Source organism: Streptosporangium amethystogenes subsp. fukuiense, from assembly GCF_042665875.1.
Lineage (GTDB): Bacteria > Actinomycetota > Actinomycetes > Streptosporangiales > Streptosporangiaceae > Streptosporangium > Streptosporangium fukuiense.
In genome coordinates, this window is record NZ_JBHTEE010000001.1 from 8,153,630 (window position 1) to 8,179,672 (window position 26,043).

Genomic DNA, 26,043 nt, shown 5'->3' on the forward strand with positions numbered 1-26,043 from the left:
ACGGGTGGCATGCTCGGCCACCGCGAACCTCGCCGCCGTGAACCCGGGTGGCGGGTTGTGGCGATACATCCTGACCGACTTCCCTACCGAAGGGCGGAGATGATCACACAGCCCGCCACCCGGGGCGACGCCGACCTCGTCAGCGCCTCCTGGACCCAGCCGGAAGTGTTCGCCGAGCTGTTCGACCGCTACTCCGGCATGCTCTACCGGTACGTCTCCAAACGGCTCGGCCCGGAACCGGCCGAGGACCTCGTCGGAGAGACGTTCCTGGTCGCCTTCTCCCGGCGCAGGAGCTACGACCTGGCCTATTCGGACGCCCGGCCCTGGCTCTTCGGCATTCTCACCAAGCTCATATCCCGTCGGCACCGCACCGAGGCGGCCCGCTACCGGGCGCTGTTACGGGCGCCTGTGAACGACCACGAGGACTCGCCCGCCGACCGGGTGGCCGACGGGGTGAGCGCGCAGGCCGCCCGCCCCGCCCTGATCAGCGCGCTCGCGGTGCTGCCCGCCAAGGATCGCGACGTGCTGCTGCTGATCGCCTGGGGCGATCTGACGTACGAGGAGGTCGCGCGGGCGCTCGACATCCCGGTCGGCACCGTGCGCTCCCGCCTCAACAGGGGCAGGCGGAAGGTACGGGCGGCGCTGGGCGACACCAATCCGATGCTCGATGAGGAGGCGTGACGATGGACGACCTGAAGATGCTGCGCGACCTCGGCGCCGAGCTGGAGCACCGGCCGCCGGCGACGCTGACCCGCCGGCGCGACCGCCTGCTGACCGCCCGGTCCCGCCGTCGCCTGCGGGTGGGCTGGCCGACCATGGGCCTGGCCGCCGCGGCCACCGTGGTCGCCGTGACCGTGCCCACGCTGGTGTTGAACTCCGGGGAGAGCGTCACTCCGGCCGGGGGCAGACCGGTCAAGGTGACCGGCGCGCTGAACATCCTTGTCGTCGGCACCGACAGCCAGGCCGGTAGCCCCCGCTTCCGTACGGGGGGTGCGCGCAGTGACACCATCCTGCTGGCGCACCTGCCGGCGGACCGGAAGCGGATCACGTTCGTCAACCTGCCACGCGACTCGATCGTCCAGATCCCCGCCTGTGGAACGGTGCCTGCCCGGAGGGACATGATCAACTCGGCGTTCAACAAGGGTGGGCTCACCTGCACCGTCAAGACGGTCGAGACGCTGACCGACCTGCGGATCGACCACGCGATGGAGTTCGACTTCCAGGCGTTCAAGGAGGTGGTCGACGCTCTCGGCGGCGTCGAGGTCAGGCTGCCCAAACCCGTGAACGATCCCAAGGCCAAGCTGACGCTCCCCGCCGGCAAGAGCATGCTCAGCGGCGAGCAGGCGCTCGCCTACATGCGGCTGCGCAACTACGGCGACGGCTCGGACATCCAGCGGATCAAGCGCCAGGCCGCGCTCATGCGGGCGATGCTGAAAAAGGCCAGGCAGGGGATCATCGACCCTGCCCGGCTCCAATCCTTCCTCTCCGCGGCGACCAGGAGCATAAAGAGCGACATGGGCCTGGGCACGATGGCCGTCATCGCCGAAAGCGCACGTGAGAGCCAGGCGGCGTTCCTCATGGTGCCTTGGCTGCCGGCTCCGGACGATCCCAACAAGATCGTCTGGAAGCAGCCCGAGGCGAGCGAGCTCTTCGGCGACCTGCGCTAACTTGATCTTCAACCTGGGGCGCTCCTGCCCCGGTTGGTGGGCACCTGATCTCCGAGGAACTCGGGCTCCCCGGAGAAGGAGTCCACAACCGGAGCAGGACCGGCGGCTGGGCGGCGGTTCGCGGGAGGTCACCGAGGGCGGGCATCCGCGATGCGCCGGCCTTCGGCCGCCGTCTTCAGCATGCGGAGCATGTCCTCGTGGCCCTCGCGGAGCTTGGCGCTGCTGTAGAAGAGCGTCAGCAGGGGGCCGGACATGGACTCCTCGATGGTCACGCGAGTTCGCCCGTTCTCGGTCGCGTCCAGCCGCATCCGGTCGATGGCCTTGATGTAGCCCATCGCGACACCGGTCCAGGTGAGTTCCCGCTCCGGCTCCACCACGGCGAAGGTCGACCTGATCGCCGATCCCCGGATGTTCCAGCGGAAGGTCGCGTCCGGCTTCATCTCGCCGAGCTCGACGACGTACGCGTCCGAGCGCCACTCCGGCCAGCCGTTCATGTCGGCGAGCAGCTTCCACACCTTTTCGGCGGGGGCGTCGATGACGATCGAGGTCGAGGACTTGACGGGCGCGTTCTCGTCGAGCCGCCCCTTCTTGGCGTACTCCTCGTGCAGGCGCTCGATCGGCGGGCCGGCGTAGAGAATCTTCATGACACTCCCTCGGAGCAGTGTTCCTTTGTGAGAGCAATGCTCTCGCTTGGCTGTGTGTGAGTCAAGAGCGTTGCTCTCGTTAATGAGCGGTGATCTGGACATGCGGGCTGCGTACCGCTTCCAGCCATGCGGAGGCGGTGCGCGCCGCGATCGACCTGGGCGGCGACACCTACGCCGGCGGCTGAGGCAGCGGTTCGCAAGCGTCTTCCAAGAGGGCTCTTCCATGATCGCTCTGAGAGGGGTGGTGGCGGTGAGGGGATGGAAGGCGCGTGCCGTCATGTGCCTGCTGGCGGCATCCGGGTGCGAGCTGGTGATCGCGGCGGTCGCCCTCGTTCTGCTGCCTCCCCTTCAGCGGGAGCTGGTGGCCGGCTACCGGCCCGGCTACGGCTTGGACGACTCCCTGGAGACAACGGTGAGCACTCTCCAGTGGTACATGTGGAGCTACGCCGTGGCCGGTGTGATCACGCTGGCCATGGCGGCCCTGGTGTGGTGGCGGGCCGGAAGCGCGGGAGTGCGGGCCGTCGTGGTGCTGGGCCTCGGGCCGTACGCGGTGCTCTATCTTCTCTTCGGCCTGCTGGCACCGGAAACCGGCCTGCCGGCACGCCAGGAGCAGGTGGGCCGGTACTCGGACATGGTCCCGTGGCCGGCGGCCGCGGCCGCGCTCCTCTATCTCGCGGGGGCGATCCTGATCTTCCTCGCCAGGACCGCCCGCCATTCCGGGCCTCCCCGCGCCGCGTCGTAGTAGATCGACGCCTACCGCGCTGTGCCGAAGACGAGCCGGACCAGCGAGCGGGCGACGATCTCCGGATCGTCGTGGGCGCTTTCCGGGAGAGCCCCGCTCATCCACAGGGCGGCGAAGCCGTGGGCGAGCGACCAGGCGGCGATCGTGGTCAACCGGTCCTGTTCCGGGTTCGGCGAGATCGTGCCGGCGCCGGTGACGAGCACATGGAAGGCGCGCTCGCGTGCGGATCTCACGCCGGGGTCATCGGTGCGGTAGAGCTCGGGGCGGAACATCACCTCGAAGTAGGGCCGGTGGTCGATGGCGAAGCGGATGTAGGCGACGCCGGCCTCCAGGATGTCGCCGGCCGTTCGCTCCAGTACGTCGGCGAACACCTCGAAACCTTCGGCGGCTACGGCGGTCAGCAGCCCCGTCTTGTCGCCGAAGTGGTGAGCGGGGGCGGCGTGCGAGACCCCCGCGCGGCGGGCCAGCTCGCGCAGGCTCCATCCGGCCGGCCCGGACTCGCCGATGGCCTCAAGGGCGGCGTCGATGATGGCGCGCCGCAGATTGCCGTGGTGGTAGACCGGCTGGTTGATCTGCCTCACCTCCGCACTTCGATCGTCTCCCGGTAACGGGCCCACCTTATCTTGACGTTGACAAGATGGCGAATCTCCCTCAATCTTGCCGATGACAAGATTGGCGGGCCAAGCCACTGCCACCGGAAGGCGGGCGGTGCCACGACCACCGCCAAATGATCATCGACCGACCGAAGGTGAGTTCTATGACCGTGATCGTTCTCGTCGTGGCCACACTGGGTTTCCGCCTGTTGGGCATGCTGCTCGGGCCGGCCCGCTTCGCCACTTGGCGGGTGAGCGCCGCGCACGGCCTGGCCGTCATGCTCGTGATGACGGCCGCTGCTCACTTCGTCCCGCCAGGCGTGACCTTCATGCCGAATCACGCCGACATGGTGGCCATGGTCCCCCCGTTCGTCCCGTTTCCCGCCCTCATGGTCTACCTGACCGGCATCCTGGAGCTGGCCGGGGCGGTGGGCCTCGTGCTTCCGGCCACCCGGCGGGCGGCCGGGATCTGCCTGGCCCTGCTGTTCGTGCTCATGCTCCCGGCCAACATCCACGCCGCGCTGGCCGGGGTGACCTTTGCGGGAGAGGCGGCGTCGCCGCTGTGGCAGCGCATCCCCGAGCAGGTTCTCTACATCGGCGTGGCGCTCTGGGCGGCGGGAGTCATGGGGGGACTCTCAGGCCGTACGACCTCCGCGAGCAGCGCGTCCACCGGGTCTTGAAGCGGGGCGAGCCGGGCGCGCGGACCGGCGCGATAGGACGGGCAAGGCGGCATGCGGCCAAGACCTGAATATGGTTGGCTGGGAGGAAGGCGGAAAGATAAGAGATTATGAGGATTCCGGCCTGCTTGTATCAAGCAGGTCAACAAAAAGTATCTTTGGTGCACGACGTTTCCTGGAGTGGCCATGATCACGACTTCGGCTAATGCCCCATCTATGTACGTTGCGGTTCGCGGCGCCTGCGATGGGCTTGCGGCACCGGCGTTGACCATCCGTCCCACCGCCTCCGGTCGACATTTCACAGACGTCCCTGCGCCCGGTGGTGAACAATGGACGGGGTCGTTCGCCGTCGGTGATGGAGTAGTGGCCGCTACCACCCACGTTCCTGGTGACCCGGATTTCGTGCCGCGTCTCTACAAATTTCCGCTGACCAGCGAAGTCGACGCCGAATCTCAAATCCATCGGGTGCCGCTCCCATCGATGCGGTCATCTTTGATCTACGTGAGGGCGGTCTCACGGGACGGCGCTCTCGCTGTTCTGGTCGTCGATACAGACCAGAGCGGTCGTGAGGAGTGCTTCGCGGTTCCACTCACCGGTCACGGACCCGTGCGAATATTGCCGGCCCCGGAAATCATGTCGCATGTGTTCGATGTATCGGTTGGGCCGAAGAGTGAAGTCGTGCTCGCTGTGGCGGGCGCTCCAGGTGCTCCGCAGCACCGGCGAATTCTGCACCATGATCTCGGCGGTACGGCTTCGACATCCCCTGGCACTGTTCTCATCGAGGATGGTGACCACGGCATCTACCAGATCTATGCTGTGGACCTGTCCCCCGATGGGACCCTGCTGGCCGTGGCAGGTACTCGGGACGGTGGTGGCACGTTTGCGGTGTTGGTCATGCCGGTGGGCGGAGGAACCCCCCGCGAGCTATATCAGCGACCTGTTTCCTGGGCCGATCCTGTTGAGGTGGACCTTTCTTTCGACGGCACCGGCGAACATCTACTGGTAGGCCATGGGGACATCTGCTGGCTTGATATCTCTAACGGTACCTGTCGTGTGCTGACACGTTGCGATGAGGAGCACTGGATGCGCGTCGCATGGTGAGTTGATGCTGTTTTCGGGCATCGCGATCACCTGGATCCGGCTGGTCTCAGCACCTCCACGAGATCGTCCATCATCACGACGAACAGGCCAATTACCAAGCCAAATGCCATGGCCACGATGATGCCTTCCGGTTCCGGTCCGGCGGCTCCATGGTGTTCGACAAGTCCCGCCATTGCCGCGGATGCGAGCAGTACATTGCGAACTACATGGCGGGCCGAGTAGCGGGTCCCGTGCTTTCCGAAGCAGTGGCAGTGAGCGCCCTGGATCCGACGCATTACCAGTGTGAAGGCGAGTAATAGGGAGCCCGCCAGTAGGAAACCGAGAACGGCCGCCCATCGTACCCCGGCAAGGGATATGGCAAAAGCCAGGAGGGTCAGCCCTTCAAGGGCGGTCACCATGGTTGCGAGCAGCATCGATGTTCGCTCGGATGCGAAAGATCGCAACGCCTCGGCGAACTCCTTTAGATTCCTCGCCTTTCCCATGCAGGAGACTGCGAAGATGGTCGACAGTAGAGTCATTGCGCTGGCGGAAACATAACCCATCAGACGTTCATCTTCCGTATTACCGTAGCGACGACCCTGTCGGCCGAGATGAAACCGAGGTGCCGGGAATCCACGCTTTGGCGTCTGTTGTCCCCGAGAACGACGACATGGTTCGGAGGGACCAGCGTGCCTTGGTCGTTCCCCCTCATGACCCCAGGAACCAGTTGTCCAGGGACCGCGACGACTCTTTTGATAATGTTCATCGGTGGTCCTGGATTTTCACTGGGAGGGGCAGTGTCGATGACCACCACCTGGCCGGGATGGAGGTGTCGAGGAGAGCGTCGCCAAGCGAGTAGCCGGTCGCCTTCTATGTAGTTCGGTTCCATGCTCGGCCCTGTTACGGCAACTATCAAAAGCTTCCTCCGAAGGAGAAGAACGATGATGACTCCGAAGGAGGCCAGCAAGGGAACGCCGATCATAGATCGTCCTGATAGCCGACTGCCTGCATGGTGAACAGCCGGGAATAGTGGCCGTCGAGCTGTATCAAGTCATCGTGGCTGCCGAGTTCCGCTACGACTCCGTCGTCGAGAACGACAAGGATGTCAGCTTCCCTGACCGTGTTGAGACGATGAGAGATCAAAAGGCTCGTCTTGCCTGCACGGTGCTTCTTGAGTCGCATATGTAGCTCGTATTCGGCCTCGGCGTCCAGGCCCGAACTCGGCTCGTCGAGGATCAACAAATCGCGTTCGTCGCGAAGCAGGGCGCGGGCTATCGCGATGCGCTGCCCCTGCCCCCCGGACAGGTACACGCCTTCTGATTGCTCGTCCTCTTGAAAGAAGCTCCTTGTCATGAGGGTGTCGTAGCCACTGGGCAGGGCCTGCACCGCGTCGTTCACGCCGGCCCGCTCGGCGGCGTCCTTGATAGCGTGCCGATCTCCAATTCGGGCGAGGTCACCCACACCGATGTTCTCGGCCACGGAGAGGTCGTATTGCATAAAATCTTGGAATACTACGGAGATCCGGTTTCGTAGATCTGCCACGTCGACATTCCGCAGATCTACACCGTCCCAGGTGATCGTGCCCCGCACTGGGTCGTAGAAACGGCACAGAAGTTTGACCAGTGTGCTCTTACCGGACCCGTTCAAGCCGACCAGCCCGATACTGACGCCGCGCGGAATGGTGAGGTTAACCCCGCGCAGGATCCAAGGGTGATCGGGACCGTAACGAAACCAGACGTCTTTGAGTTCGATTTGGGCGGACAGTGGGGGAAGTTGTTGGTCCGCCCGAAGAGGGAGGTCCGGTTCTGCGCCAACCACATGTCGATAATGTGAAAACAACAGTAGATGCTGATGAGCCAAGCCGAGTTGGGCGACAAGGCCGCCGATCGCACCCTGCACACCGGCCATGGCGGCGACGAACATCAACACATCGCCGATCGTTAGCATTCCTGCGCGAGCCTGCATCATGGCCCAGACCAGTCCGGCCCCCGAAATCATCGCGGCGACGGCTCGCAGAGCGCCCTGCGTCAGCGTCTGGCGCTGTTCCAGGCGGCGTTTCTCTGCATTCGCCGTCCGGCGTTCCCCGAGCATGCGTTTGTGAAGAAATTCGCTGAGACCGTACAGGCGAACCTCTTTGGCAGCTTCGGTGCTGGACAACAGTTGACTATAGAAGAACTCGCGACGTTCTACGGGCCCTAGAGTCCACATCATCGCTGCCAGCCGTTTCGCCATAAGGATTTCGGCGAGTAGCGCGGGAAGCGAGCCCAGTAATGTCAGCGCGGCCATCAGGGGGCTGATGGACAGCAGTGCCCCCAGGAATCCGCCGGCCGTGATGAGTCCTCCCACCATCCCTAGGACCGCCTCACCGACCTGCCCGGGCGTCATACCGCCCGACTGAACGGCGAGCCTGAGGTGATCCAGAAAGGTGGGGTCTTCGAACCTCGCCAGTCCTGGTAACCGGCCGATCACGCCGTAGAGCCGGTCCTGTGCCCGCAGGCTGATCTGCCGGTCCAGTTCGGTTCCGGCGTACCCGCGGATGAGGGGGGTCAGGCTTGCCGCGAGCCCCAGGACGGCGAGAGCGAAGGCCAGGGCGATCACGGTCGTTGTCGTGTCCTTCGCGGCCAGCCCGTCCAGCGTAAGCTTGGTGATCCAGGTGGTCACCACCGGAATAGCGGCGGCGAACAGGCTCAGTACGACGATGGTGGCCGCCCAGGCGGGTCCGGCGTTCCACGCCATCCGCAACGCTGGAAGCAGTCCGACCCATGAAGATGATCGCCTCATGCCTCACGCAGCCTTCGCTGGAAGTCCGATCTGCACGACCCTGCGCTCGTTGAGCGTCATGACCACGGGTGTGCCGGTGATTGCGAACGCACTGCACACCGGCCCGCCGTACGGCTCGACCACGACATCGGCGAACTTCTCCGTGCGCGCGACCATGGGGTCGGCCTCGGCACTGCTGTTCGCCACTATCACGGCCAAGGCATTTCCGATGTTCGCCTGAGCGAACTCCACAAAGGCGGGCAATTTCTCCTCGCACGGCTGGCAGCCCGGTGTGAAGAAACCGACTGTCGTGGTTCCGCGTAGCTGCGCGCCGGACAGCGACTTCCCTCTCGTGGTCGCGGTTTCGAAATCTCCTATGTCCTCGTCCGGCAAGAGCGGTTTGACGTCGGCCAACGCCGGATGTGACAAATTTAACCTGCGAATGATTCCGTAGGTGAGCAGGAGGTTCAGCAGGGCAAGTGCGAAAGTTAATACAATCAATGCGACCAGGAACACCATAGACCAGGCACCTTAGGGGCGGGGGATGGAGATGTGGACCGAATCGAGCTCGGCGGGCGGCTCTCCCGGGAAGGTATTGGTCAGCATGCTTGTGACAGTGTAGAGGTTCCAGGCCAGAGCGGGCTGCGTGACCGTGGGACCTGCGAAAAGGAGTTTTAATTCATCCGGACGGATGAGATCGGTGAGTGCGTCGGCCCGTTCCATTACGTATTCGCCGAGTATTGCCGACAACGTGGGACCCGGGCTTGTTCGCCAGTTCCATCCACTGCTCTTCTTTTTGCTGGAGACCGCTGCGGGTGCTGCCTTCGCAGTCGGTCGGAACCGTGACAAGAGCGATGGTGGACGGTCGGCGGCGAACCGCCACGGGGTGCCTTCGAGTGGGACGCTCCGTAGCACCGGGGCGAATTCACGTATGAGGCCGTAAACGACCTCCTCTGAATATCGCCACTGCTGTTCGAGTGCCAGGGCCTCGGGTACCACCCGGTTGTCCAGGAACGGCTGGATGGGATTACCTCGGCGTAACGATCCCACCCGTGCGCCGGCATGCCATCTACCCACCCGGTAGGTGATGTACATGTGATCGAGGACTTCCCAAGGATTTTCCTGTGCCCTTGCCATCCATGGTGTGGCAAGGGATCGGGCGTGCTCGTTCACTTCGTCAGTGAACAGCTTGTCATTCTTGAGGAAGAAGTCCTTGATGCGGCGCAGCATCGCCTTTTCGCTCGTGTTGTTCTGGCTGTAGAGGAACCCGCCTCTGAGGATCTCTCCACTCTGTCCAGACATAGTAAGTTTCGCGCTGTACGGAAGGTACTCGACAATGCTTTCGTAGGCAGAGGTCATGCCCTCGCACGTCTTGAGAACGTCATACGTGCGTTGTTGAGGATGCGGAATGACGACCGCGTCCTTCGCGACTGTTTGCGTTGGCGCGATGACGGTATGGTCGATGCCCAACTTCGCGGCAATCTGGCGAGCGATCACGACGTCAGGGTGATCGTCGAGGCCGTTTGTCGTAGCCCGGAAGGGGATCTTCGCTGCATGGAGGAGCGCTGCCATCAGCCGGCTGTCGCGGCCGCCGGTGAGCGCCAAGTTCACCGGCTCCGAAGCCGAGCGCAGTGGGGCGACGGCTGCCACAAGGGCCTCGCCGAGCTGGGCGACGGCCGCACGCTTGGCTCGGGGTGAGCCTGGCGCAGGTCGCGCTTGCGGCAGTGGTGTACCGGCGATCGTTCGGGTGCCGCCACGGACGACGATTGACGAAGAGGGGCCTAGGGCCTCAACGCCACGGTAGGGAGTCTCGTCGGAGAGAAAGTACCCCTGGCGAATCATGGACTGTAGGGCGAGCTCATTCCAGAGAATCGTTCCTCCCGTCGCGACGAGATGAACATGCAGTGCGCGGTTACCCACGATGTGCAGTTGTGGTGTCTCCGCATAGAAGACAGGGCAGGCACGAGTGCTCACCGTCACTGCCTGGATTTCTCCCGGCGCCACTCGGAAGGCGGAGAAGCATCCCCCCAGCGAGGCCGCCGCTCCTCCCAGGGAAGCGGCCGCCGCGAGCCTGGCGACATCCTTGGCCGCAGCCAGATGGCCGCTGATTCCCACGGCATGATCCGGTCCCTTGGAGATCAGGGGTAGACGTCCGGCGACTGATTCTTCGTTGGACCACGCCAACAAAGTCGTTTCTGCATCCCGCCACTCGTCAGCGGTAACCGTGTCGAGTGGAGCGGGAAACACATCACCGATCACGGACCGTGCAATGGAGATCGCGGTGGCAACGGGCGACTTCGGATTCTTCGAGATCAGTGCCATAAAGACGCGCAAAGTTGTTCCAATCAGGAGCGGAATATGTTTCGCCCGGCGGCGTGGATCTCCTCATTTTCAAGGGTATGAGGAGATCCCAGGCCGGTCATCCGCCGGGTTGTGCTACCAGCCGCAGGCGTAATAGGCCCAACTGGTACAGCTGATCAGCTTGCCGCTGTCCATATAGGTGCAGGTACGTACCTGCCGCCACCGGTTACCGTACGAGTCGCAACCAGAGCCCGCGGGACCCTGAATGTACTGGAACTGCGTCCGAGTGTAGGTGGCAGCCGCTCGCGTATGCGGCACGAACAGCGCCAACGCCTTGTCGGCCAATTTCTGTAGCATCACATCTTCTCCATCTCTGATCAGCTGTCCCAGGGTGGGACGGCTTCGCAAAATGGAGATTACTCGGAAATGCGGACAATCATAGATCGTTGGTTTCTTGTTTTTGTCCGGGACCGTCCCGGACAATTTACTGATCAGTTATCCTGGTGGCCTTCATGGCGACCGTCTTACGAGCCTCGACCCAGTCTCTGACATCTTCCGAGCTGCATCCACATGCCTTAACGAATGCAATGACGAGCGGCTCCTTCGGCAGGCGAAGGTAGGTTAGCGCGGCGGCCAGTGTGCTTCGTGGAAGGGTTTCACCGATACTCTGTGCCCGACGTTCGAGTTGTCGTAGCGTGGATCCGGACCACGCTTTGAGCTGGCGCATTCTCAACACGAATTCTCTAACCGTCCTCGGCTCCTCGATCCTTGGACAGTTGCTCGCTGAAGTCATTGGACTCCTTGCCGATGACTTACCGATGGGCGTTGGCCGAGTCGATCAACGAGAAAGATTGGAATTCTCATGATTGACCGGTGTCGACCAGGACGGAGTGAGGTGAGGGCCTTCGTGGCGCCCAGAATGGACGCACCGATCCAGCAGGCCCTCACCCTCCAGTAGCTTCAGGTCCCCGATCCTGGGGTCAAGAGCTGTGGATCACATCCGGTCTCTAGGCGGGATTGACGCACAGCACCCAGTTCTCGGGGAGTACCTTCGGTACGTTGCAGTAAGTTGTCTTCGTCTTGGAGCTGCCGTCCCGGAACCATTTCAAGGTGACGGTTCCATGGAACCACCATCCGGTGAAGCTGTGGCAACTATCGACCGGGTCGAGGTATCCCGTTGTGCTTGCAGTCGTGCCCGACTGGCTTGTCCCGGTGATTTTTACGGCGGTGTAGAAGGCCTGATCATCGCAAGCGCGGACCTGCTGGCCGTTGGTCCCTAAAGTCTGTACAAGATCCGCGGAGGCGGCGCCGGTTGTCGCCGTGACGACAGCCCCTACAGTGAGGATGCCGATCACGGTGCGTCGGATGGCCATGTGTGACAGATGAGAAGCCATGGCAATTCCCTTCAGTATGGGAGGATTCAGGTTCGCCCCGGTCCGGGAGTTCGGCGAACCGCGTTGCCTTGATCGCGAAACCTTCATTTGCTGTGCGTGAGCAGGACGACCCGGCGGCGCTGGGCGCGGAGCGCATTGTGGATGTCGGATCGACGGACCGCCGGCCGGTTGTTTGACTGCGGTGAGAATGCCGGTGCCGTCATAGCCGGGGTCTGCCAGTGCGTGTCCTTTCGGTAGTCGCCGGTCAGGCCGTGAATGAGATGCGTGTGGCTCTGGATCGCCCGGCCGGGCCCTTTGTGCTTGTTCTATGAGCATGCCGGGAACCGGTTAGGATGTCGTTGGCGTTTCTTGCGCGGTTCTTGTCAATTTGCGCACGGCGTCGTCGTGCCGGGTCAGGTGCCGGTAGTCGCGGGGGGATGTGTCGTACGCGGCGCGAAAGACCTTGCTGAAGTGCGCGCCGTCGATGAAGCCCCAGCGGGTGGCGATGGTCTGAATCGGACGAGAGCCCAGGGCGGGATCGGCCAGGTCGCGGCGGCACTGCTCCAGACGGCACCGGCGGATCCAGGCCGCGACGGTCATGCCGTGGTCCTGGAACAGCTTGTACAGGTGCCGGGTGGAGATCTGGTGAGCGGCCGCGATGAGATCCGCGGTCAGGGCCGGGTCGCCGAGGCGGTCGCGGATGAAACGATGGACCTGGGCCAGCAGGGCCCGCTGCCGCGCCTCGGGCGACAGGCAGGCGGTGGCGTCGAGCTGGTGGGCGCAGCCGGCCGCGATCAGGTCCAGCGTGATGCCGCCCAGGGCGGTGGTGTCGGCCTCGGTGTAGTCTTCGGCGTTTCTCATCAGCTCGAACAGGTGGCCGGCCAGTACGGCGCCGATCCCGCCGCGGGCGGAGAACGGCACCGTGGCGAGCCGGCCGACGGTGCTGGAGCGCAGGCCCAGCGAAGCCCGGGGGAACTGGATGACCACGGTCTCGCTCCTGCCGTCCTGCGCCGATCGCCGTCCCAGGTAGGGGTGAGAGGAGTCGACGAGAATGAACTGCCCGGCATCGAACACGGCTTCCCGGCCGCCCTGCGCCAGCGTGCCGCCGCCCCTGACGATGAGATGGAGCTGGTACGACTCCGGATCGCACTGCCGGACGAGCTTGGCGGTCCGCTCCGACCACAGCGCCGGGTGGGTCAGCGTCGACACCTGCGCCTCGCCGAGGTTCAGCACCCGCACCGAAGCCTGGAAATCGACTCCGCCGTCGATGCGAACCCAGGAAGGAATGTGAGTCTGCGATGCCACCTCGAACCAGCAGGAAAAGCGGTCTTCTGGAGCCAGATTATCTGTCCGCAATTCCGTGACTACCATCCGTGTGCCTCCTGTAATCCAGGACCACCAATATCGCCAAGTATGGTTGACCGCAGTCATGGTGCTTGTCCAGCAGATGGGGAAACATTCCTGAAAGTATGCCTGATGTTTTTTGCCGCTGGAGCGGATAGGCGTAAGCATTTACCAGCGATAAGTCGCCACGGGTTACCCCGAGGCCACCATGGGTGACGCTTTGATCTTACATGAATTTGTGTTAAGAAAATTTCAGAGTAGAGTTCGACCCGCCTGGACCGAGACAGGTGTCGGCGCTTGCCCTCCATTGGGATGATCTCGGCAAGATCAATAGGACGGTTGTGATTCGATGCTTTCAAAGCGACGCCGACAGACATGAATCGAGATGGATCGCGATGTCCCTGAAATAGGTATGGAGCTTCCGATGGAAGAGGTCTCGGCACAGGTCTTCTCCAGTCAGGAAAGCCTCATATGATCACCTGTCGTGCCATGCTCGGTGCCCCTTGGGAACGGGTTCGCCACCTCTCTGCTGCTGTCGACCGAACGCCGCCGACCGGGCAGCAGAAAGGGGTCCAAGGCTCTTACCTGTTCGAGCAGGCGGTGATGGGATTATGTTGGTTTCACGACCGCACCGGGCCGTTCTCGGCCATGACCGCGGCATCTCCCGCGCCACCGCCTACTGCCATCTCGACAAGGTCATCGACGTCCTGACCGACCAGGCAACCGACCTGTACCAAGCCCTGCGGCGCGCCGCCGACGAGGGCCTCGCCCACCTGATCCTGGACGGCGGGAGTCATCAGGGGACTTTCAGGCCGTACGGCCTCCGCGAGCAGCGTGTCCACCACGCTTTAAATCGTTCGGCGAGCAGTGCTTCCCCGCCCGGGCGAACGGCGGGCCTGCTGGCGTTGATGCTGCTGACCGAGGCGCGCGGCGCGGCGCGTACCGGCCCCGACGGCGCGCTCGTGCCGCTGGCGGAGCAGGACCGGTCCCGCTGGGACACCGCGGCCATCGCGGAGGGAACCGGCATCATCACCCGTACGTTGGCGACTCGCCCGCTCGGCCCGTACCAGGTTCAGGCCGCCATCGCGGCGGTACACGACGAGGCGCCGTCGGCCGAGGCCACCGACTGGCGGCAGATCCTGGCGCTGTACGAGATCCTGGAGCGCCTGCTTCCCAACCCCGTCACCACCCTCAACCGGGCGGTCGCGCTGGCGATGGCGCACGGACCGCACGCCGGACTGGCGCTGTTGGACGAGCTGGAATCCGGGGTGCTCGCCGGCCATCATCGACTGCTGGCCGTCCGCGCCCACCTGCTCGACCAGGCTGGGGAGACCGCCGCCGCGGCCTCGGCCTACCGGGAGGCCGCACGTCTGGCCGGCAGCCGGCCTGAGCAGCGGTTTCTCCTGCAGCGCGCGGCCCGCTGCGCGACCGCGTCCGGTAGTCGGCCTGAGCGGTAGCCGCGCCGCCCGCCGCGTGAGGTGAACCGAGTCGCGGAAAAACATCTGTGCGGGCAGGTAGAAATCCGGTCCGCGGCTCCGACTCTCTCCTGAGCGGGCCCCATCGGGGGGCCGCCGGAACGGGAGCGAAGCGATATGACAAAGGTGACGGCACAGATGTCGGTGTCAGCGGGACGAGCTTCACCCCTGGCCGCGCTGTGGATGCTGTTCCACCAGTACAAGGCGCGGTTCGGCCCGGTGGAAGGACGCGATTTCCGTGCCCGCGCCGCCGAGGCCGGGCGAGCATGGGTGAGCACCGCCTCAAGCCGGTAGGGGCGTAGGAAGCGCGTATGAGCGCACCGACCCACGACCGCCGGAGGCCCGCACGCCGAACCGGACACTGTTCCCCCTGCCATCCGGCAGGCGCCGACAGGAAGCCGGCAGAGATCGACAGGGGCCGACATTCCTCGAATGTCGGCCCCTGTGTTCTTCGTCCGAAGCTTCGGCGCGGTCAGCCGCGCAGGGCGGCGGTGAGCTCGTCGGTGCGGGCCCGGCTGCCCCAGAACCACTCCACGTGGGCGTCGCGCCGTTGCTCCCCCAGCCAGTCGTCGAAGATCCGCCTTTCGACGAACTCGCGGGTCAGCTCGTCGAGCACCGCGGGCTCGACGGCCAGTACGCGTGCGACGCAGAGGCCGCCGTCCGGCAGTCGAGCGGGTCCGAGCACCTGGCCTTCCCGCGCGTCGGCGGCCGGTGCGCCGAAAAGCGCGACCAGGTCGTCCCTGCTGTTGGCCTCCATCCGGCAGGTGGCCAGGCCGACCAGTACCTCCTGTGCCGCCAGCGTGACCGGGTCGCCGTCCCGCAGGAGCGCGGCGGCGGCGTCGGCTCGTTCGGGGTCGGCGTACCGCAGTCTGATCACGCGCAGCCGGTCGAACTCCCCGCGGTGGGCGGCGAAGAACTCCTCGGCCCGCCCTTCGACCACCTCTCGGCGCAGGTCCGCGACCGCGGCCTCGTTCGTCACGATCTCCTCGAGGCGGGCGTGGCTCAGGCCGCGCCCGGTCATCCACCGTCGCATCACTTCTGTGGTCAGCAGTCCTCGCGCCCGGCGGAAGGCGTCCATGGCCTGCTGGAGCCTTTCGTCGGACAGATCCGTCTGCCGGGTGGCCAGGGCCTGCTCGACCAGGGCGGCGTTCACCAGCTGCCGGGCCAGGCCGGTGTCCTCCAACAGCACGTCCAGGGTCGTGACGGTCCGTTCCATGGTCATGTCGACGCCGTTCACGCGTACGACGAGCTGCTCGCCGGAACGCTGGCCGCCGCGCAGCGGCCAGGGGATCGTCCGGTTCGGGGCGTAGGCCAGCGAGACGGTCCCCTCGGTCGAGGGGAACAGCAGGTCGTAGTGGTATTCGTCGGTGGCGGCCTCCCGCTGCCACAGCAGCCGCATGGGTACTCGCGGGTGGCGGGCGCGTAGATCCGACAGCCGGTCGCGGGCGGACTCGGGCGAGGCGTCGTCGAGCCCGCGCAGCCATTCCAGGGCGTCGCCGAGAAGCTCGGAGGGCACCATCGGGGACACGTCAGGCTCCTTCCAGCAGTAGGTCGCAGAGCGCCTCGCTGATCGGCAGACCGGTCAGCTCCTCGATCCACAGCCACTGCCCGTTGGGGTTGATCTCCAGAAACACGTAGCGGCCGTCCGGGGTCAGGACCAGGTCCAAGGCTCCGTAGGCCAGGCCGAGCCGCTCGGTCATCGCCAGGCACCGATCGGCGATCTCGTCAGGCAGCCGATGCACGTGATGCGGGGTCACCCCGAGGTCGTACCAGCGCCAGTCCACTCTCGCCCGGTTGCTGGTCTGGGAGTGGATCTCGGCCGCGAACACTTGCCGGCCGACGACGGTGACCCGCAGCTCCAGCCGCTTGGGCACGTACTGCTGCACGATGACCGGGGAGAACCGCAGCGCGTCCGCGTAACCGACATCGCGGGGCGAGACGAGCTCGCACTTGCGGATGACCGTGTGACCGGCGGCGAGGTTCTCCACCCACGGCATGCCCATGGGTTTGGTGACGATCTGCCCGTCATGACGGTTGTGGAAGTCCCACAGCGCGTCCGGCTGGGTCGCGATCAGCGTCTCGGGGATCTCGAACCCCAGCTCGGCGGCCAGCATGAGCTGCGACGCCTTGTGACCGGCCCGCCGGAACACCGACTCGCGCGCGGGCACGACCCGGCACGGCAGGTGCTCCCACAGGTCGCCGATCAGGTTCACGCTCTCCAGGGCGGTGTAGGCCGCCACCGAGGGGTCGGTGATCTCCGGATGGGCCTCCGGCGGCTGGGGCCGCCGCCACCACAGCGCGGTCAGCGAGTCCAGGTCGAGCGTGCCGGATTCGGTGTGCAGCAGCCGCCGGGCCAGACCGTGCGCGGTGTAGGCCAGCTCGACGTGCGCCCGTACGAGGTAGTCGCGGTTGTCGAAGACGGTCGTACGAGCACCGCGCCGGGCCAGCAGCTGCCTGAGGTGGTCGGCGTGCGGGTCGTGGTCGCGGGTGAGGACGAGGACATGCGGGGGTGACACGGTTCTCCTTGCAGAGCGGGCCCGCGCGCGGGGCGGCGGGTCGCCGGTGAAGGTGGGCCGTCGCCGCCGCCCCACACGGGGAACGGCGGCGACGGCCGGCTACGCAAGCGAATGCCCGTTAGTCCGGGTAGCAGACGCCCGGCGGGTCGAAGTACTCCGCCGTGGTGATCACGATCTTCTGGCCGCCGCTGAGGCTGCTCAGCGCGCTCTCGTCCAGCTCCATGCCGGCCGGGGTGATGTCACCCAGTTCGGTACGCGGTGTCGCGTTCATGGAACGTTCCTCCTTCCGTTGTGAGAAAACCATCTCGCGGCCAATTCTGCTTATCTTCCTTGTGAGCCGTTTGAAATGACTTGTGAGCGCTTGTGGCACTGGGTTGGGGGTTGAGGAACATCGGAATGAAAACTGGCGCTAAGCCCTCGTTGTCCCCGGTGAACGGTTGATAGCTCGCCGACGGCGAGATCGGCGAAGGCCTGGAGGTGCTGTGGGGCAGGGCGGCGGTCAACACCTGGAACGCGCGCCGCGCTTTGGCACTGTCGTGGCCGGCATGGTGCTCGGCGGGCGGGTCGTGGTCGCGGGTGAGGACGAGGACATGCGGGGGTGACACGGTTCTTCTCGCAGAGCGGGCCCGCGCACGGGGCGGGGGCCCGCCGGTGAAGGTGGGTCGTCGCCGCCGCCCCACACGGGAACGGCGGCGACAACCGGCTACGCGTCCGGGCAGCAGATGCCCGGCGGGTCGAAGTACTCACCCGTGACGATCACGGGCCGCCAGCCGCCGTTGAGGCTGCTCAGCGCGCTCTCGTCCAGCTCCATGCCCGCCGAGGTGATGTCACCCAGTTCGGTACGCGGTGTCGCGCTCATGGAACGTTCCTCCTTCCGTTGTGAGAAACCATCTCGCGGCCAATGCTGCTGATCTTGACTTGGGAGCTACTTGAAGGGACTTGTGAGCACTTGCGGCATGGTCTTCGCGGTGGCTCATCCGTGGTGCGCCGGGAGCTGCGCCCGGATGAGGCTCGCGTACAGGCCGCCCGCGCCGATCAGCGTCTCGTGCACGCCGCGCTCGACGATCCGGCCGCGGTCGAGCACCAGGATCAGATCGGCGTCCCTGATCGTGCTCAGCCGGTGGGCGATCACGATCCGCGTCTGCGGCAGGGTGCCGAGATTCGCGCTCAGCGCCGCCTCGGTGTCGGTGTCGAGATGGCTGGTGGCCTCGTCCAGCAGCAGGATCTCCGGCCGGCTCAGGATCGCCCTGGCCAGGGCGACGCGCTGGCGCTGGCCGCCGGACAGGCCCCCGCCCTCGGTGAGCAGGGTGTGGTACCCCATGGGCATGGCGACGATGTCGTCGTGGACGCAGGCCAGCCGGGCCGCCTCCTCCACCTCGGACAGCGTCGCGCCGGGATCGCCCAGCGCGATGTTGTCCGCGATCGAGCCGGTGAACAGGGCGGGCTCCTGCGTGACCACCCCGAAACGGCGCCGCAGCCATCGCGGATCCAGGCTGGACACCGGGGTTCCGTCGTAGCGGATCTCGCCCTCGACCGGTGGGAACAGTCCCAGCAGGAGCCGTGCGAGAGTGGTCTTGCCGGACCCGGACCTGCCGACCAGCGCGACCTTCTGCCCGGGAGAGATGTGCAGGTCGATCCCGCGGATGATCCATGGGCTCTCCGGCGCGTACCGGAAGCCGACCCCGCTCAGTTCGACCCCGCTCGGCCCATCTCCCTTCGGCTCGGCGACCATCGGTTCGGCCCGGCTCTGCTCGGTTCCGCCGGTGGTCTCAGGGGCGGTGTCCCAGATGTCGGCGAGCCGTTCCGCCTGGGCGCGGGCGGTCTGAAGGCCCCGCAGGCTGACGGTCAGCGAGGCCATCGGCGCCAGGGCGGCGGCGGCAAGGGCCAGCACGCCGAGCATCGCGCCCGGGGTGAGCCGATCGTCCACCACCTGCCACGCGCCGGCCCACAGCAGCGCCAGCGGGGCGGCGAACCGCAGCGCGGCCAGCACGTTGTCCTGCATGCCCTGGGCGAAGGAGCTGCGCCGCGCTCGCTGGGTCTGGATGTTCAGCAGGCGCGTCCAGCGGTCCAGCACCTGGGACTCCGCGCCGGACGACTTGATCGTCTCAATGCCCTTGACGGACTCGATGAGTTGTCCCTGGGCGTCGTTGCGCGCCTCCTGCTCGCGGTGGACCAGGTCGCGGATTCGCTGCCGGGTGAGGAGGAGCACGAGGAACTGGGCCGCCGCCATGACGGCGAGCACCCCGCCGAGCAGGGGCGACCGTACGGTGATCACGATCAGGTAGAAGACGGCGAGGGGCGCGTCGAGCAGCGCCGACAACACCTGCCCGGTGAGAATGTCGCGGAGCAGCCCGGCCCCGGCGATCCGCGCGACCAGGTCGGCGGAACCCCGGTGGGCGAAGAAGCGGAACGGCAGGGCGAGCAGCCGCCTGGCCAGATCGTCGAGGAGAGTGGTGTCGGCCCGGGCCCGCAGCACGACCAGCGCCCAGGCTCGCAGGCCTCCTGCCGCGAGATGGGCGAGCGCCGCCGTGGCCGCGGCCAGGCCGAGCAGGAGCAGCAGGTCGATCTCGCCGCGTCCCAGCACGCTGTCCACGACGCTTTCTGTGGCGGCGGGCAGCACGAGCCCGAGCGCCTGCAGGAAGAGGCTGAGCAGCACCAGGGTGGCCAGGATGCCCCGATGGTTCAGCACACTGAACCGGATGTAGCGCGACCACCAGGAACGCCGCGCACCGAAGCGTCCCCGTTGAAAGTCCAGGCCGGGGGCGAAGGTGAAGGCCACGCCGCTGTAGTCGCGGGTGAACTCCTCCCGGGTGAGCCGGATCCGGCCGGCCGCCGGGTCGACGATCGTGATCGTCTCCTCGGCGATCCGCTCGACCACCACGAAGTGCCGGGTCTTCCAGTGGGCGATGGCTGGCAGGGGGAGCGTGGACACCTGCGCTGCGGGCAGGGAGAACGCGCGGGTGGTCAGTCCGCGTGCCCGCGCGACGCGTACCAGGGTGAGCGCGCTGACGCCGTCCCGGCCTATGCCCATCTCCCTGGCGAGGGCGGACACGTCGGTGTGGTGCCCGTGCGCGCCGAGGACCATCGCGAGGCAGGCCGCCCCGCATTCGACCGTGCTGTGTTGGAGGATGACTGGAACTCGCATGGAGCGGAAGTCTCCGCCAACCCGGTTGTGAGCGGCTGGTTGTACTGCCAAGCAGGTTGGTGACGTCGCTTGGCACGAGTTGAACCGGCCGGTCGCGAGGCCGGGCTGTCCGGTGGCGTCAAGAAATCTGTGCGGGCAGGTAGAAATCCGGTCCGCGGCTCCGACTCTCTCCTGAGCGGGCCCCATCGGGGGGCCGCCGGAACGGGAGCGAAGCGATATGACAAAGGTGACGGCACAGATGTCGGTGTCACTCGACGGCTTCTACGCCGGTCCGCGGCACAGCGGTGAGGCGGCGGACTGGATGGAGTCGGCGGAGGCCGCGGGCTTCTTCCGGGTCACCCGGTGGGTGACCGACGCGATGGCCTGGCGCGAGCGGCAGGGCTTCGCGGGTGGCGAGCAGAGCGTCAGCTCCAGGGTCGTCGCCGAGTCGTTCGAGGCTGCCGGGGCCTACGTGATGGGGCGGAACATGGCGGACGGCGGTGAGGTTCCCTGGGGTGACGAGCCGCCGTTCCGGGCTCCGGTGTTCGTGGTGACCCGCCGCCCCCGCGAGACCCTGGTGCGTCAGGGCGGGACGAGCTTCACCTACGTGACCGACGGCATCGCCAGTGCCGTGGAACAGGCACGCGCCGCCGCGCGAGGCAAGAACGTGGCGGTCGCCGGAGGGGGAACCCTGCTGCGCCAGGTGCTCCGGGCCGGTCTGCTGGACGAGCTGGAACTGCACATCGTCCCGACCGTGCTCGGTACGGGGATGCGCCTGCTCGACGCCGATCTCGATCTCGCCGAGAAGGAGGCGATCGAGCTCACCCCTACCAGGGTGATCCACACCCCCGAGGTCACGCACATCCGCTACACCGTCAACGGGCGGGCCGCCCTCGTCCTCGACGACCGCGGCAGCGGCAGCGGAGTGGAGGCCCGGTAACCCACCGAATCGCCTTCAGTCGCGTTCTGTACGAGAGTCGCCGGGCGGTTCCCGTCGACCCGGCCCCCACCATGGGGGCGGAGGCCGGGTCGACGGCCTGCCGGGCGCCCCCAGGCTGTGGATCCCCGCCGGTGAACGCGGCCGGTGCTACGTCGGCTGCGCCGATGACCTGGCCCGGCGGTCCACCACTCTGGGCGACGAGCCCCGAAGCAGCCTCCGTGATGTCTCAGGCGTGCTTCGGGACCGGTGCGATCCAATCGAGTCGGAACTCGGGCATCTTCCCGGACCGCAGGAGTGGCTTTCCTGAGGAGCGCCGCACTCCCTGACCGCCGAGATCATGGGCTGGGCGTCGTTCGCGATCGACCGCGGGGCAGGGGGAGAAGCCTTCGGGGTGAGCGGTCTCTCCGGAACGGCCGAAGCCGTTCAGCGCAAGAACTTTGTGCCGACCGCCCTGTCCAGGCCGGCCAGTATTCGAGGCAGCAGTAAATTCAGTGCCTCGCCCGATGCCTCATCGGTAACAGCGGTTATGCCCCAGCCGTTGGAGATCGCGTACACCACTCTTCCCGCGCTGCTCTCAACCCCCTCCGAGTCCGGCCGGTAGCTGTATTCGTACGCGAGCGAAGCGTTACCCAAAGGCGGGGAAGAGTGCCGGGTGAACGTCCAGAGGCCTTCGGTTCCGTACTCTCCGAAGCGCGAACCTCTTTCGGAGCAGAGTTCTTTCGGCTCGCGGAGCGAGTCCTGAGCCTTTTGAACGTCGGACGGCGCGATGCGGCCGAATTCAACGGACACCACGCTTCTTTGCTCCATCGTGAATATCGTCTCGATGGACGGTGGAGCAACGTCGACGGCACTTTCGTTCAGACTTGGGATGCAGTCGTACAGGCTTGAGTCGCCGAAAACGTCCATCCAACTGGTTTCCGACGTTCCCGCCAGCCCGGCGACGTCCCCCAGTCCGGGGAGCAGCTGCAGCAGCTCGGATTTTGAATGTATGTTGACGCCTGCGCCGCTCTCCGAGATTTCCGGCGTCGCTTCGCGCAGCACATACTGCGACAGGGCGAAGGAGATCAGCCCGGAGAGCGCAAGTACGGCCACGCGGAGGCCGGTGCTCACCTTCATGTCCCGCCTCACTTATTTTTAGTGCGATCCCAGCGGTTGGGTCCCAGGTTGAACTCGTACTTGTTGACGTACCGCTGGGACAACCCTGAAACGCGAAAAGGTTTTTCCGGGCGGTATATCGACCAGGTTCTGCCCTGTGCCGCCAGGTCTATCTGGATGTCCCACTCGTACGTATGCGGGCCTGCGACGGTGGTTATCTCGAACACCTTGGATTCACCCTTTTTGAGCAGTTCGCTCTGTGTGGCGAAGTAATACGCGCCGAGCCTGAGGCCCCGAAAGGAGGAATTCAGCACTTCCCGTGCGATGGGATTCGGCGACTTCAGGTCGAAGGCCACCCGCAAGCTCTTCTCCCCTCCCTGGGGGCCGTACTGGAACAGTGTTCCCGATACAACCGGTGCGACCTTCAGGACTCTGGCCCGCATGCCGACAATTCTGACGGCCTCCGTTCGAGATCCTTCGATGATCAGCTTCACCCCCTGAAGGTTGGTTTTGACCAGGCGTGCTTTGATGGCGGGGTCGTTGAAGACGTCACCATCGCCGGACAGTTGCCGTGCCGTCTTGAAGTCGATGGCGTCCGCAGTCGATTGAGACCAGTCGTTGATGTTGGTGTCATCCTCTTTGGCCACGGCATGGATTTCAGGGAGAAATCGCTCCGAGGATATCTCCACTATCTTGGGAATGGCTGCGCCGATTGCCACGGTCAGTGCGGTGGCAAGAATGAAGCGAGGGCCGGAGAGTATTTTCTCAACCAGGCTTTTCGGCGGAGGGTCGTCGGACGGGCCGTCCGCGGTTTGCGTGTCCTGGCGGACTTGTCGCACTTGTGGGCGAGCAGCGCTCTTCTTCTTGGATTTCGGCATCGCTGCTCTCGCTGGAGGGGCCTGTGGATGAAGTCTCTAGTGCGTCCCCGCACCGACATCGCCAAAAGTATCGCCTTCATTACAGCCATGGGCTGTGACTCTGTCCAGCCGTTTACCGCGGATCACACGAGGTCGGGCCGATTCTCGCCTCCTGAACCTCGGTCCCTGTCACATCCTGGCTTGTGATCATGTCTCAATGGCCCCCTCCGCCGTCGACGGATCGCCTGGTGACCGCACCCTGCCCTGCTGTGCAAGAGCCATCGGCTTGGGAAGTCGGGGTGTTGTGGGCTGACCTTTGGGGGAGCTGGGCGAACAGCTGTATCGGGGCTGATGGGTTCACCGTGATTCCCCGCTGTTCTCCGATCGGCCTGGCGCGATTGTAGTGCCTTTATGTACTTCTGCCACGGAAGCCGCTGACTCTGGCGTAAAGTTAGAGTAATTGGAATGCGTCTGTCGCCGGAGGTCTCGTGGACATCGCCATCAGTGTGTTAGGTGCTCCGGACATTGGAGCCGAGATCCGGTCGTTGTACCGCTGGCTTCAACGCGACGACGACTTACCGAGCACCACTGTGCGGTTGGCGCCGGCACCGCCGGCGCCGGACGAGATGGGCGTCGTGAGCGATGTGCTCTTTGTAGCACTGGGTGCCGGTGGTGCGGGCGGCGCGGGTGCTGTGCTGGCTAGGTCGTTGAGCGTGTGGATCCAGCACCGCACATCAGACCTGAAGCTTACAATCCGCGGCAAAGAGGGAACCGTCCAGTTGGACGGAAAACGGATCAAGGACCCGCTCGCAATCATTGAGGCGCTGCACAAGGCTGCAGGAGAGTAGCGATGGTGATGCCGGATCCGGACAGGAGCTGGGCGTGCCTCATCGGAGTGAGTACTTATCCCAAGGATGACGGGCTCGGGGATTTTCCTGCGGTGCCGAACAACCTCGACGCGCTCCATGAAATTCTCACCGACCCCCTCGTCGGAGGCCTCTTGGATGATCACTGTGTGGTTATCCAGGATCCGACGAACGCTCAAGAGTTGGCGCTCCAGGTCGAGGATATCGCTATCAGAGCGACCGACATGCTGTTTGTTTACTTTGCCGGGCATGGGCTTATTGATCCAAATTTTGATGGACGTCTCTACCTGGCAACGTCGCATACGCTGCAGCACCGGCCGCACTTCACCTCGCTCGCCTACGATGATTTGCGGCGGGCCATGTTGTCCTCCGGTGCGCGTCGCAAGGTTGTCGTGCTCGACTGCTGCTTTAGCGGGCTTGCCCACGGATTCATGAGCGGGGGTGTCGCGCACGTCGCCGGCCAGCTCGACATCCGTGGTACCTGCGTGCTGACCGCTACGAAGAATAACGAGCTTGCGAAGGCTCCGGCCGGTGCGGCATTCACCGCATACACCGGGAACCTTGTTGACGTGCTCAGGAGCGGTGTGGCCGGCGGCCCTGAACTGATCGACATCGCGACACTGCACGAGCAGCTGCAGCTCCGACTGCGCAGTGCGGGTCTGCCGGAACCGAGAGTCAGCAGCAGCGACACCATTGGTCGGCTGTCGCTGGTACGCAATGCCTCCTGGCGCCCGGTAGGCGCCGAGGACCCGGTCGACCTCACCGATCCGAACGAGGTCTACCGGATGGGCTCCCGCCTGGAGGAAAACGGCAGGCCTGACGAGGCGGAACGCCTTTATCGGCGATCGGTCTCGGCGGGCAACACCGGCGCGATGCTCATGTTGGGCTCTCTCTGTGCGGATCGAGGTGACTGGGCGCGTGCCGAGCGGTGGTACCGCGAGTCGGCCGAAAAAGGTAACGCAACGGGGATGATCGCCCTGGGGGCGTGGCTTGAAAGACAGGGAAAGTTACGCGAAGCAGATTCGTGGTACCGCGAAGCGGCCGAGTTCGACCAGCCGATCGCGATGGAAGGCATAGGCCGCCTCGCAGAGAAGCGCGGAGATGTCAACGAGGCCGAGCGGTGGTATCGGAAGTCCGCCGAAGCCGGCCGCACGGGAGCGATGATCGCTTTGGGCGCCTTGTTCGACCGGCGAGACGACGAAATCGGGGCCACCTCGTGGTACCTGCGCGCGGCGGGTACGGGGGACGCGGTCGGTTGGACGTGCCTGGGACTGATGAGTGCTGATCGAGGTCGGCAGAGTGAAGCCGACGCTTGGTACTACAGGGCAGCGGCTGCCGGCGAGCCAAGCGCAATGATCAACCTGGGGTCTCAGGCTCTTGAGAGAGACGAGCGGGCGGAGGCGATCCAGTGGTTCCGCAAGGCTGCGGAGGCTGGAAGTGATGATGGGATGGTTCGCCTGGGAGACGAACTTCAGAGGGCCGGCAACGTGGACGATGCCGCGCGTTGGTTCCTTCGCGCGTCTGAACAGGGCAATGGCCGGGGCATGGTCGCCATGGGCAAGCTGTATGAGGAGGCCGGTGACACGGCCGCCGCAGAGGACTGCTACCGGAGAAGTATCCGGGCCGGTTTCGACCAAGGGGTGCTGGCTCTGGCCGGACTACTCGTCACGCGAGGCGAATGGGACGAGATCGAGCAACTGTGCCGGCCGTTAGCCGAGGCAGGTCGGATCCCGGCGATGACCGTGCTGGGACTCGTCCTCGAAAGACGTGGCCGCTCGGACGAAGCCAAGTACTGGCAGGACCAGGTTCGGGCTGCGGGATCGGCCTGAACCAGCCGCTGATCGGCAGCCCCGGCCGGTCGTTGGGGGTGACCTTTGACTGTGACCTACTTGGAGGGCCTGTGAGTGCTGGTGCGCGGCCGGATCCTACATCGGTACCCGGACAGAACTTGGATCGTAATGCGGCCCGTCAGTGGCTGAAGCTTCAAAT

The 26,043-nt window shown here is 65.3% G+C and carries 26 protein-coding genes; 10 read left to right on the forward strand and 16 right to left on the reverse strand.

Going from position 1 to position 26,043, the window contains the following annotated elements; genetic code table 11:
• Nucleotides 1-99 precede the first annotated feature (99 nt).
• Nucleotides 100-681, forward strand: a complete 582-nt coding sequence (locus ACFQVD_RS36305) for an RNA polymerase sigma factor (protein ID WP_343965603.1) — start codon at nucleotides 100-102, stop codon at nucleotides 679-681.
• Between the two features lie 2 nt (nucleotides 682-683).
• Complete coding sequence (locus tag ACFQVD_RS36310; protein WP_343965605.1) at nucleotides 684-1,667, forward strand: LCP family protein; 984 nt, start codon at nucleotides 684-686, stop codon at nucleotides 1,665-1,667.
• Nucleotides 1,668-1,795: 128 nt separating this feature from the next.
• Here the strand turns inward: ACFQVD_RS36310 and ACFQVD_RS36315 are convergent, their stop codons facing one another.
• On the reverse strand, nucleotides 1,796-2,311 hold the full coding sequence (locus ACFQVD_RS36315; RefSeq protein ID WP_343965607.1) for an SRPBCC domain-containing protein: 516 nt from the start codon (nucleotides 2,309-2,311) through the stop codon (nucleotides 1,796-1,798).
• Between the two features lie 223 nt (nucleotides 2,312-2,534).
• Between ACFQVD_RS36315 and ACFQVD_RS36320 the strand changes: the two genes are divergently transcribed.
• Nucleotides 2,535-3,053 (forward strand): hypothetical protein, encoded by a 519-nt coding sequence (locus ACFQVD_RS36320; RefSeq protein ID WP_343965609.1) that lies wholly within the window; start codon nucleotides 2,535-2,537, stop codon nucleotides 3,051-3,053.
• Nucleotides 3,054-3,064: 11 nt separating this feature from the next.
• On the opposite strand, the gene ACFQVD_RS36325 is transcribed toward ACFQVD_RS36320, so the two are convergent.
• A complete protein-coding gene (locus tag ACFQVD_RS36325; protein WP_343965611.1) occupies nucleotides 3,065-3,634 on the reverse strand; it encodes a TetR/AcrR family transcriptional regulator in 570 nt (189 codons plus the stop codon).
• Nucleotides 3,635-3,810: 176 nt separating this feature from the next.
• Between ACFQVD_RS36325 and ACFQVD_RS44865 the strand changes: the two genes are divergently transcribed.
• Together ACFQVD_RS44865 and ACFQVD_RS36335 are read left to right on the forward strand one after the other, a co-directional pair.
• On the forward strand, nucleotides 3,811-4,326 hold the full coding sequence (locus ACFQVD_RS44865) for a DoxX family protein (protein WP_343965613.1): 516 nt from the start codon (nucleotides 3,811-3,813) through the stop codon (nucleotides 4,324-4,326).
• A gap of 183 nt (nucleotides 4,327-4,509) precedes the next feature.
• Nucleotides 4,510-5,424, forward strand: coding sequence for a hypothetical protein (locus ACFQVD_RS36335; protein ID WP_343965615.1), 915 nt, complete (start codon nucleotides 4,510-4,512; stop codon nucleotides 5,422-5,424).
• Nucleotides 5,425-5,450: 26 nt separating this feature from the next.
• On the opposite strand, the gene ACFQVD_RS36340 is transcribed toward ACFQVD_RS36335, so the two are convergent.
• From ACFQVD_RS36340 to ACFQVD_RS36370, 7 genes are all read right to left on the reverse strand, one after another.
• Nucleotides 5,451-5,966, reverse strand: a complete 516-nt coding sequence (locus ACFQVD_RS36340) for a MauE/DoxX family redox-associated membrane protein (protein ID WP_343965617.1) — start codon at nucleotides 5,964-5,966, stop codon at nucleotides 5,451-5,453.
• A complete protein-coding gene (locus tag ACFQVD_RS36345; RefSeq protein ID WP_343965619.1) occupies nucleotides 5,966-6,385 on the reverse strand; it encodes a S26 family signal peptidase in 420 nt (139 codons plus the stop codon). The genes ACFQVD_RS36340 and ACFQVD_RS36345 overlap by 1 nt, the downstream gene beginning before the upstream one ends.
• Nucleotides 6,382-8,139, reverse strand: coding sequence for an ABC transporter ATP-binding protein (locus tag ACFQVD_RS36350; protein WP_343965621.1), 1,758 nt, complete (start codon nucleotides 8,137-8,139; stop codon nucleotides 6,382-6,384). The genes ACFQVD_RS36345 and ACFQVD_RS36350 overlap by 4 nt, the downstream gene beginning before the upstream one ends.
• A 48-nt stretch (nucleotides 8,140-8,187) precedes the next feature.
• Nucleotides 8,188-8,682: a hypothetical protein gene (locus ACFQVD_RS36355; RefSeq protein WP_343965623.1), complete on the reverse strand. Its 495-nt coding sequence runs from the start codon at nucleotides 8,680-8,682 to the stop codon at nucleotides 8,188-8,190.
• Between the two features lie 12 nt (nucleotides 8,683-8,694).
• Nucleotides 8,695-10,485 carry an asparagine synthase-related protein gene (locus tag ACFQVD_RS36360; RefSeq protein WP_343965626.1) on the reverse strand — a complete coding sequence of 597 codons (1,791 nt, stop codon included), beginning with the start codon at nucleotides 10,483-10,485 and terminating at the stop codon, nucleotides 8,695-8,697.
• 986 nt (nucleotides 10,486-11,471) lie between these two features.
• Nucleotides 11,472-11,858: a hypothetical protein gene (locus ACFQVD_RS36365; RefSeq protein ID WP_343965628.1), complete on the reverse strand. Its 387-nt coding sequence runs from the start codon at nucleotides 11,856-11,858 to the stop codon at nucleotides 11,472-11,474.
• 327 nt (nucleotides 11,859-12,185) lie between these two features.
• Nucleotides 12,186-13,142 (reverse strand): AraC-like ligand-binding domain-containing protein, encoded by a 957-nt coding sequence (locus tag ACFQVD_RS36370; RefSeq protein WP_364150058.1) that lies wholly within the window; start codon nucleotides 13,140-13,142, stop codon nucleotides 12,186-12,188.
• A gap of 650 nt (nucleotides 13,143-13,792) precedes the next feature.
• Between ACFQVD_RS36370 and ACFQVD_RS36375 the strand changes: the two genes are divergently transcribed.
• A complete protein-coding gene (locus tag ACFQVD_RS36375) occupies nucleotides 13,793-14,638 on the forward strand; it encodes a DUF6596 domain-containing protein (protein WP_343965632.1) in 846 nt (281 codons plus the stop codon).
• Between the two features lie 156 nt (nucleotides 14,639-14,794).
• A complete protein-coding gene (locus tag ACFQVD_RS36380) occupies nucleotides 14,795-14,950 on the forward strand; it encodes a hypothetical protein (RefSeq protein ID WP_343965634.1) in 156 nt (51 codons plus the stop codon).
• Nucleotides 14,951-15,128: 178 nt separating this feature from the next.
• On the opposite strand, the gene ACFQVD_RS36385 is transcribed toward ACFQVD_RS36380, so the two are convergent.
• From ACFQVD_RS36385 to ACFQVD_RS36405, 5 genes are all read right to left on the reverse strand, one after another.
• Nucleotides 15,129-16,175 (reverse strand): TIGR04500 family putative peptide maturation system protein, encoded by a 1,047-nt coding sequence (locus ACFQVD_RS36385; protein WP_343965910.1) that lies wholly within the window; start codon nucleotides 16,173-16,175, stop codon nucleotides 15,129-15,131.
• 10 nt (nucleotides 16,176-16,185) lie between these two features.
• Nucleotides 16,186-17,172 (reverse strand): MvdC/MvdD family ATP grasp protein, encoded by a 987-nt coding sequence (locus ACFQVD_RS36390; RefSeq protein WP_343965636.1) that lies wholly within the window; start codon nucleotides 17,170-17,172, stop codon nucleotides 16,186-16,188.
• Between the two features lie 118 nt (nucleotides 17,173-17,290).
• The gene (locus ACFQVD_RS36395; RefSeq protein WP_343965638.1) at nucleotides 17,291-17,443 is read right to left on the reverse strand and encodes a hypothetical protein; all 153 of its coding nucleotides are present in this window, start codon (nucleotides 17,441-17,443) and stop codon (nucleotides 17,291-17,293) included.
• Nucleotides 17,444-17,875: 432 nt separating this feature from the next.
• A complete protein-coding gene (locus tag ACFQVD_RS36400; RefSeq protein ID WP_343965641.1) occupies nucleotides 17,876-18,031 on the reverse strand; it encodes a hypothetical protein in 156 nt (51 codons plus the stop codon).
• A gap of 114 nt (nucleotides 18,032-18,145) precedes the next feature.
• Nucleotides 18,146-20,317 (reverse strand): peptidase domain-containing ABC transporter, encoded by a 2,172-nt coding sequence (locus ACFQVD_RS36405; protein ID WP_343965643.1) that lies wholly within the window; start codon nucleotides 20,315-20,317, stop codon nucleotides 18,146-18,148.
• Nucleotides 20,318-20,534: 217 nt separating this feature from the next.
• Here ACFQVD_RS36405 and ACFQVD_RS36410 point away from each other — a divergent pair, with 217 nt between their 5' ends.
• Nucleotides 20,535-21,236 (forward strand): dihydrofolate reductase family protein, encoded by a 702-nt coding sequence (locus ACFQVD_RS36410; protein WP_343965645.1) that lies wholly within the window; start codon nucleotides 20,535-20,537, stop codon nucleotides 21,234-21,236.
• A 423-nt stretch (nucleotides 21,237-21,659) separates the two neighbouring features.
• Here ACFQVD_RS36410 and ACFQVD_RS36415 read toward each other — a convergent pair whose 3' ends face one another.
• Nucleotides 21,660-22,352, reverse strand: a complete 693-nt coding sequence (locus ACFQVD_RS36415; protein WP_343965647.1) for a hypothetical protein — start codon at nucleotides 22,350-22,352, stop codon at nucleotides 21,660-21,662.
• Between the two features lie 8 nt (nucleotides 22,353-22,360).
• On the reverse strand, nucleotides 22,361-23,209 hold the full coding sequence (locus ACFQVD_RS36420) for a hypothetical protein (RefSeq protein ID WP_343965649.1): 849 nt from the start codon (nucleotides 23,207-23,209) through the stop codon (nucleotides 22,361-22,363).
• Nucleotides 23,210-23,676: 467 nt separating this feature from the next.
• On the opposite strand from ACFQVD_RS36420, the gene ACFQVD_RS36425 reads away from it, so the two are divergent.
• On the forward strand, nucleotides 23,677-24,036 hold the full coding sequence (locus ACFQVD_RS36425; protein WP_343965651.1) for an effector-associated constant component EACC1: 360 nt from the start codon (nucleotides 23,677-23,679) through the stop codon (nucleotides 24,034-24,036).
• Between the two features lie 2 nt (nucleotides 24,037-24,038).
• The gene (locus ACFQVD_RS36430; protein ID WP_343965653.1) at nucleotides 24,039-25,883 is read left to right on the forward strand and encodes a caspase, EACC1-associated type; all 1,845 of its coding nucleotides are present in this window, start codon (nucleotides 24,039-24,041) and stop codon (nucleotides 25,881-25,883) included.
• Nucleotides 25,884-26,043 lie beyond the last annotated feature (160 nt).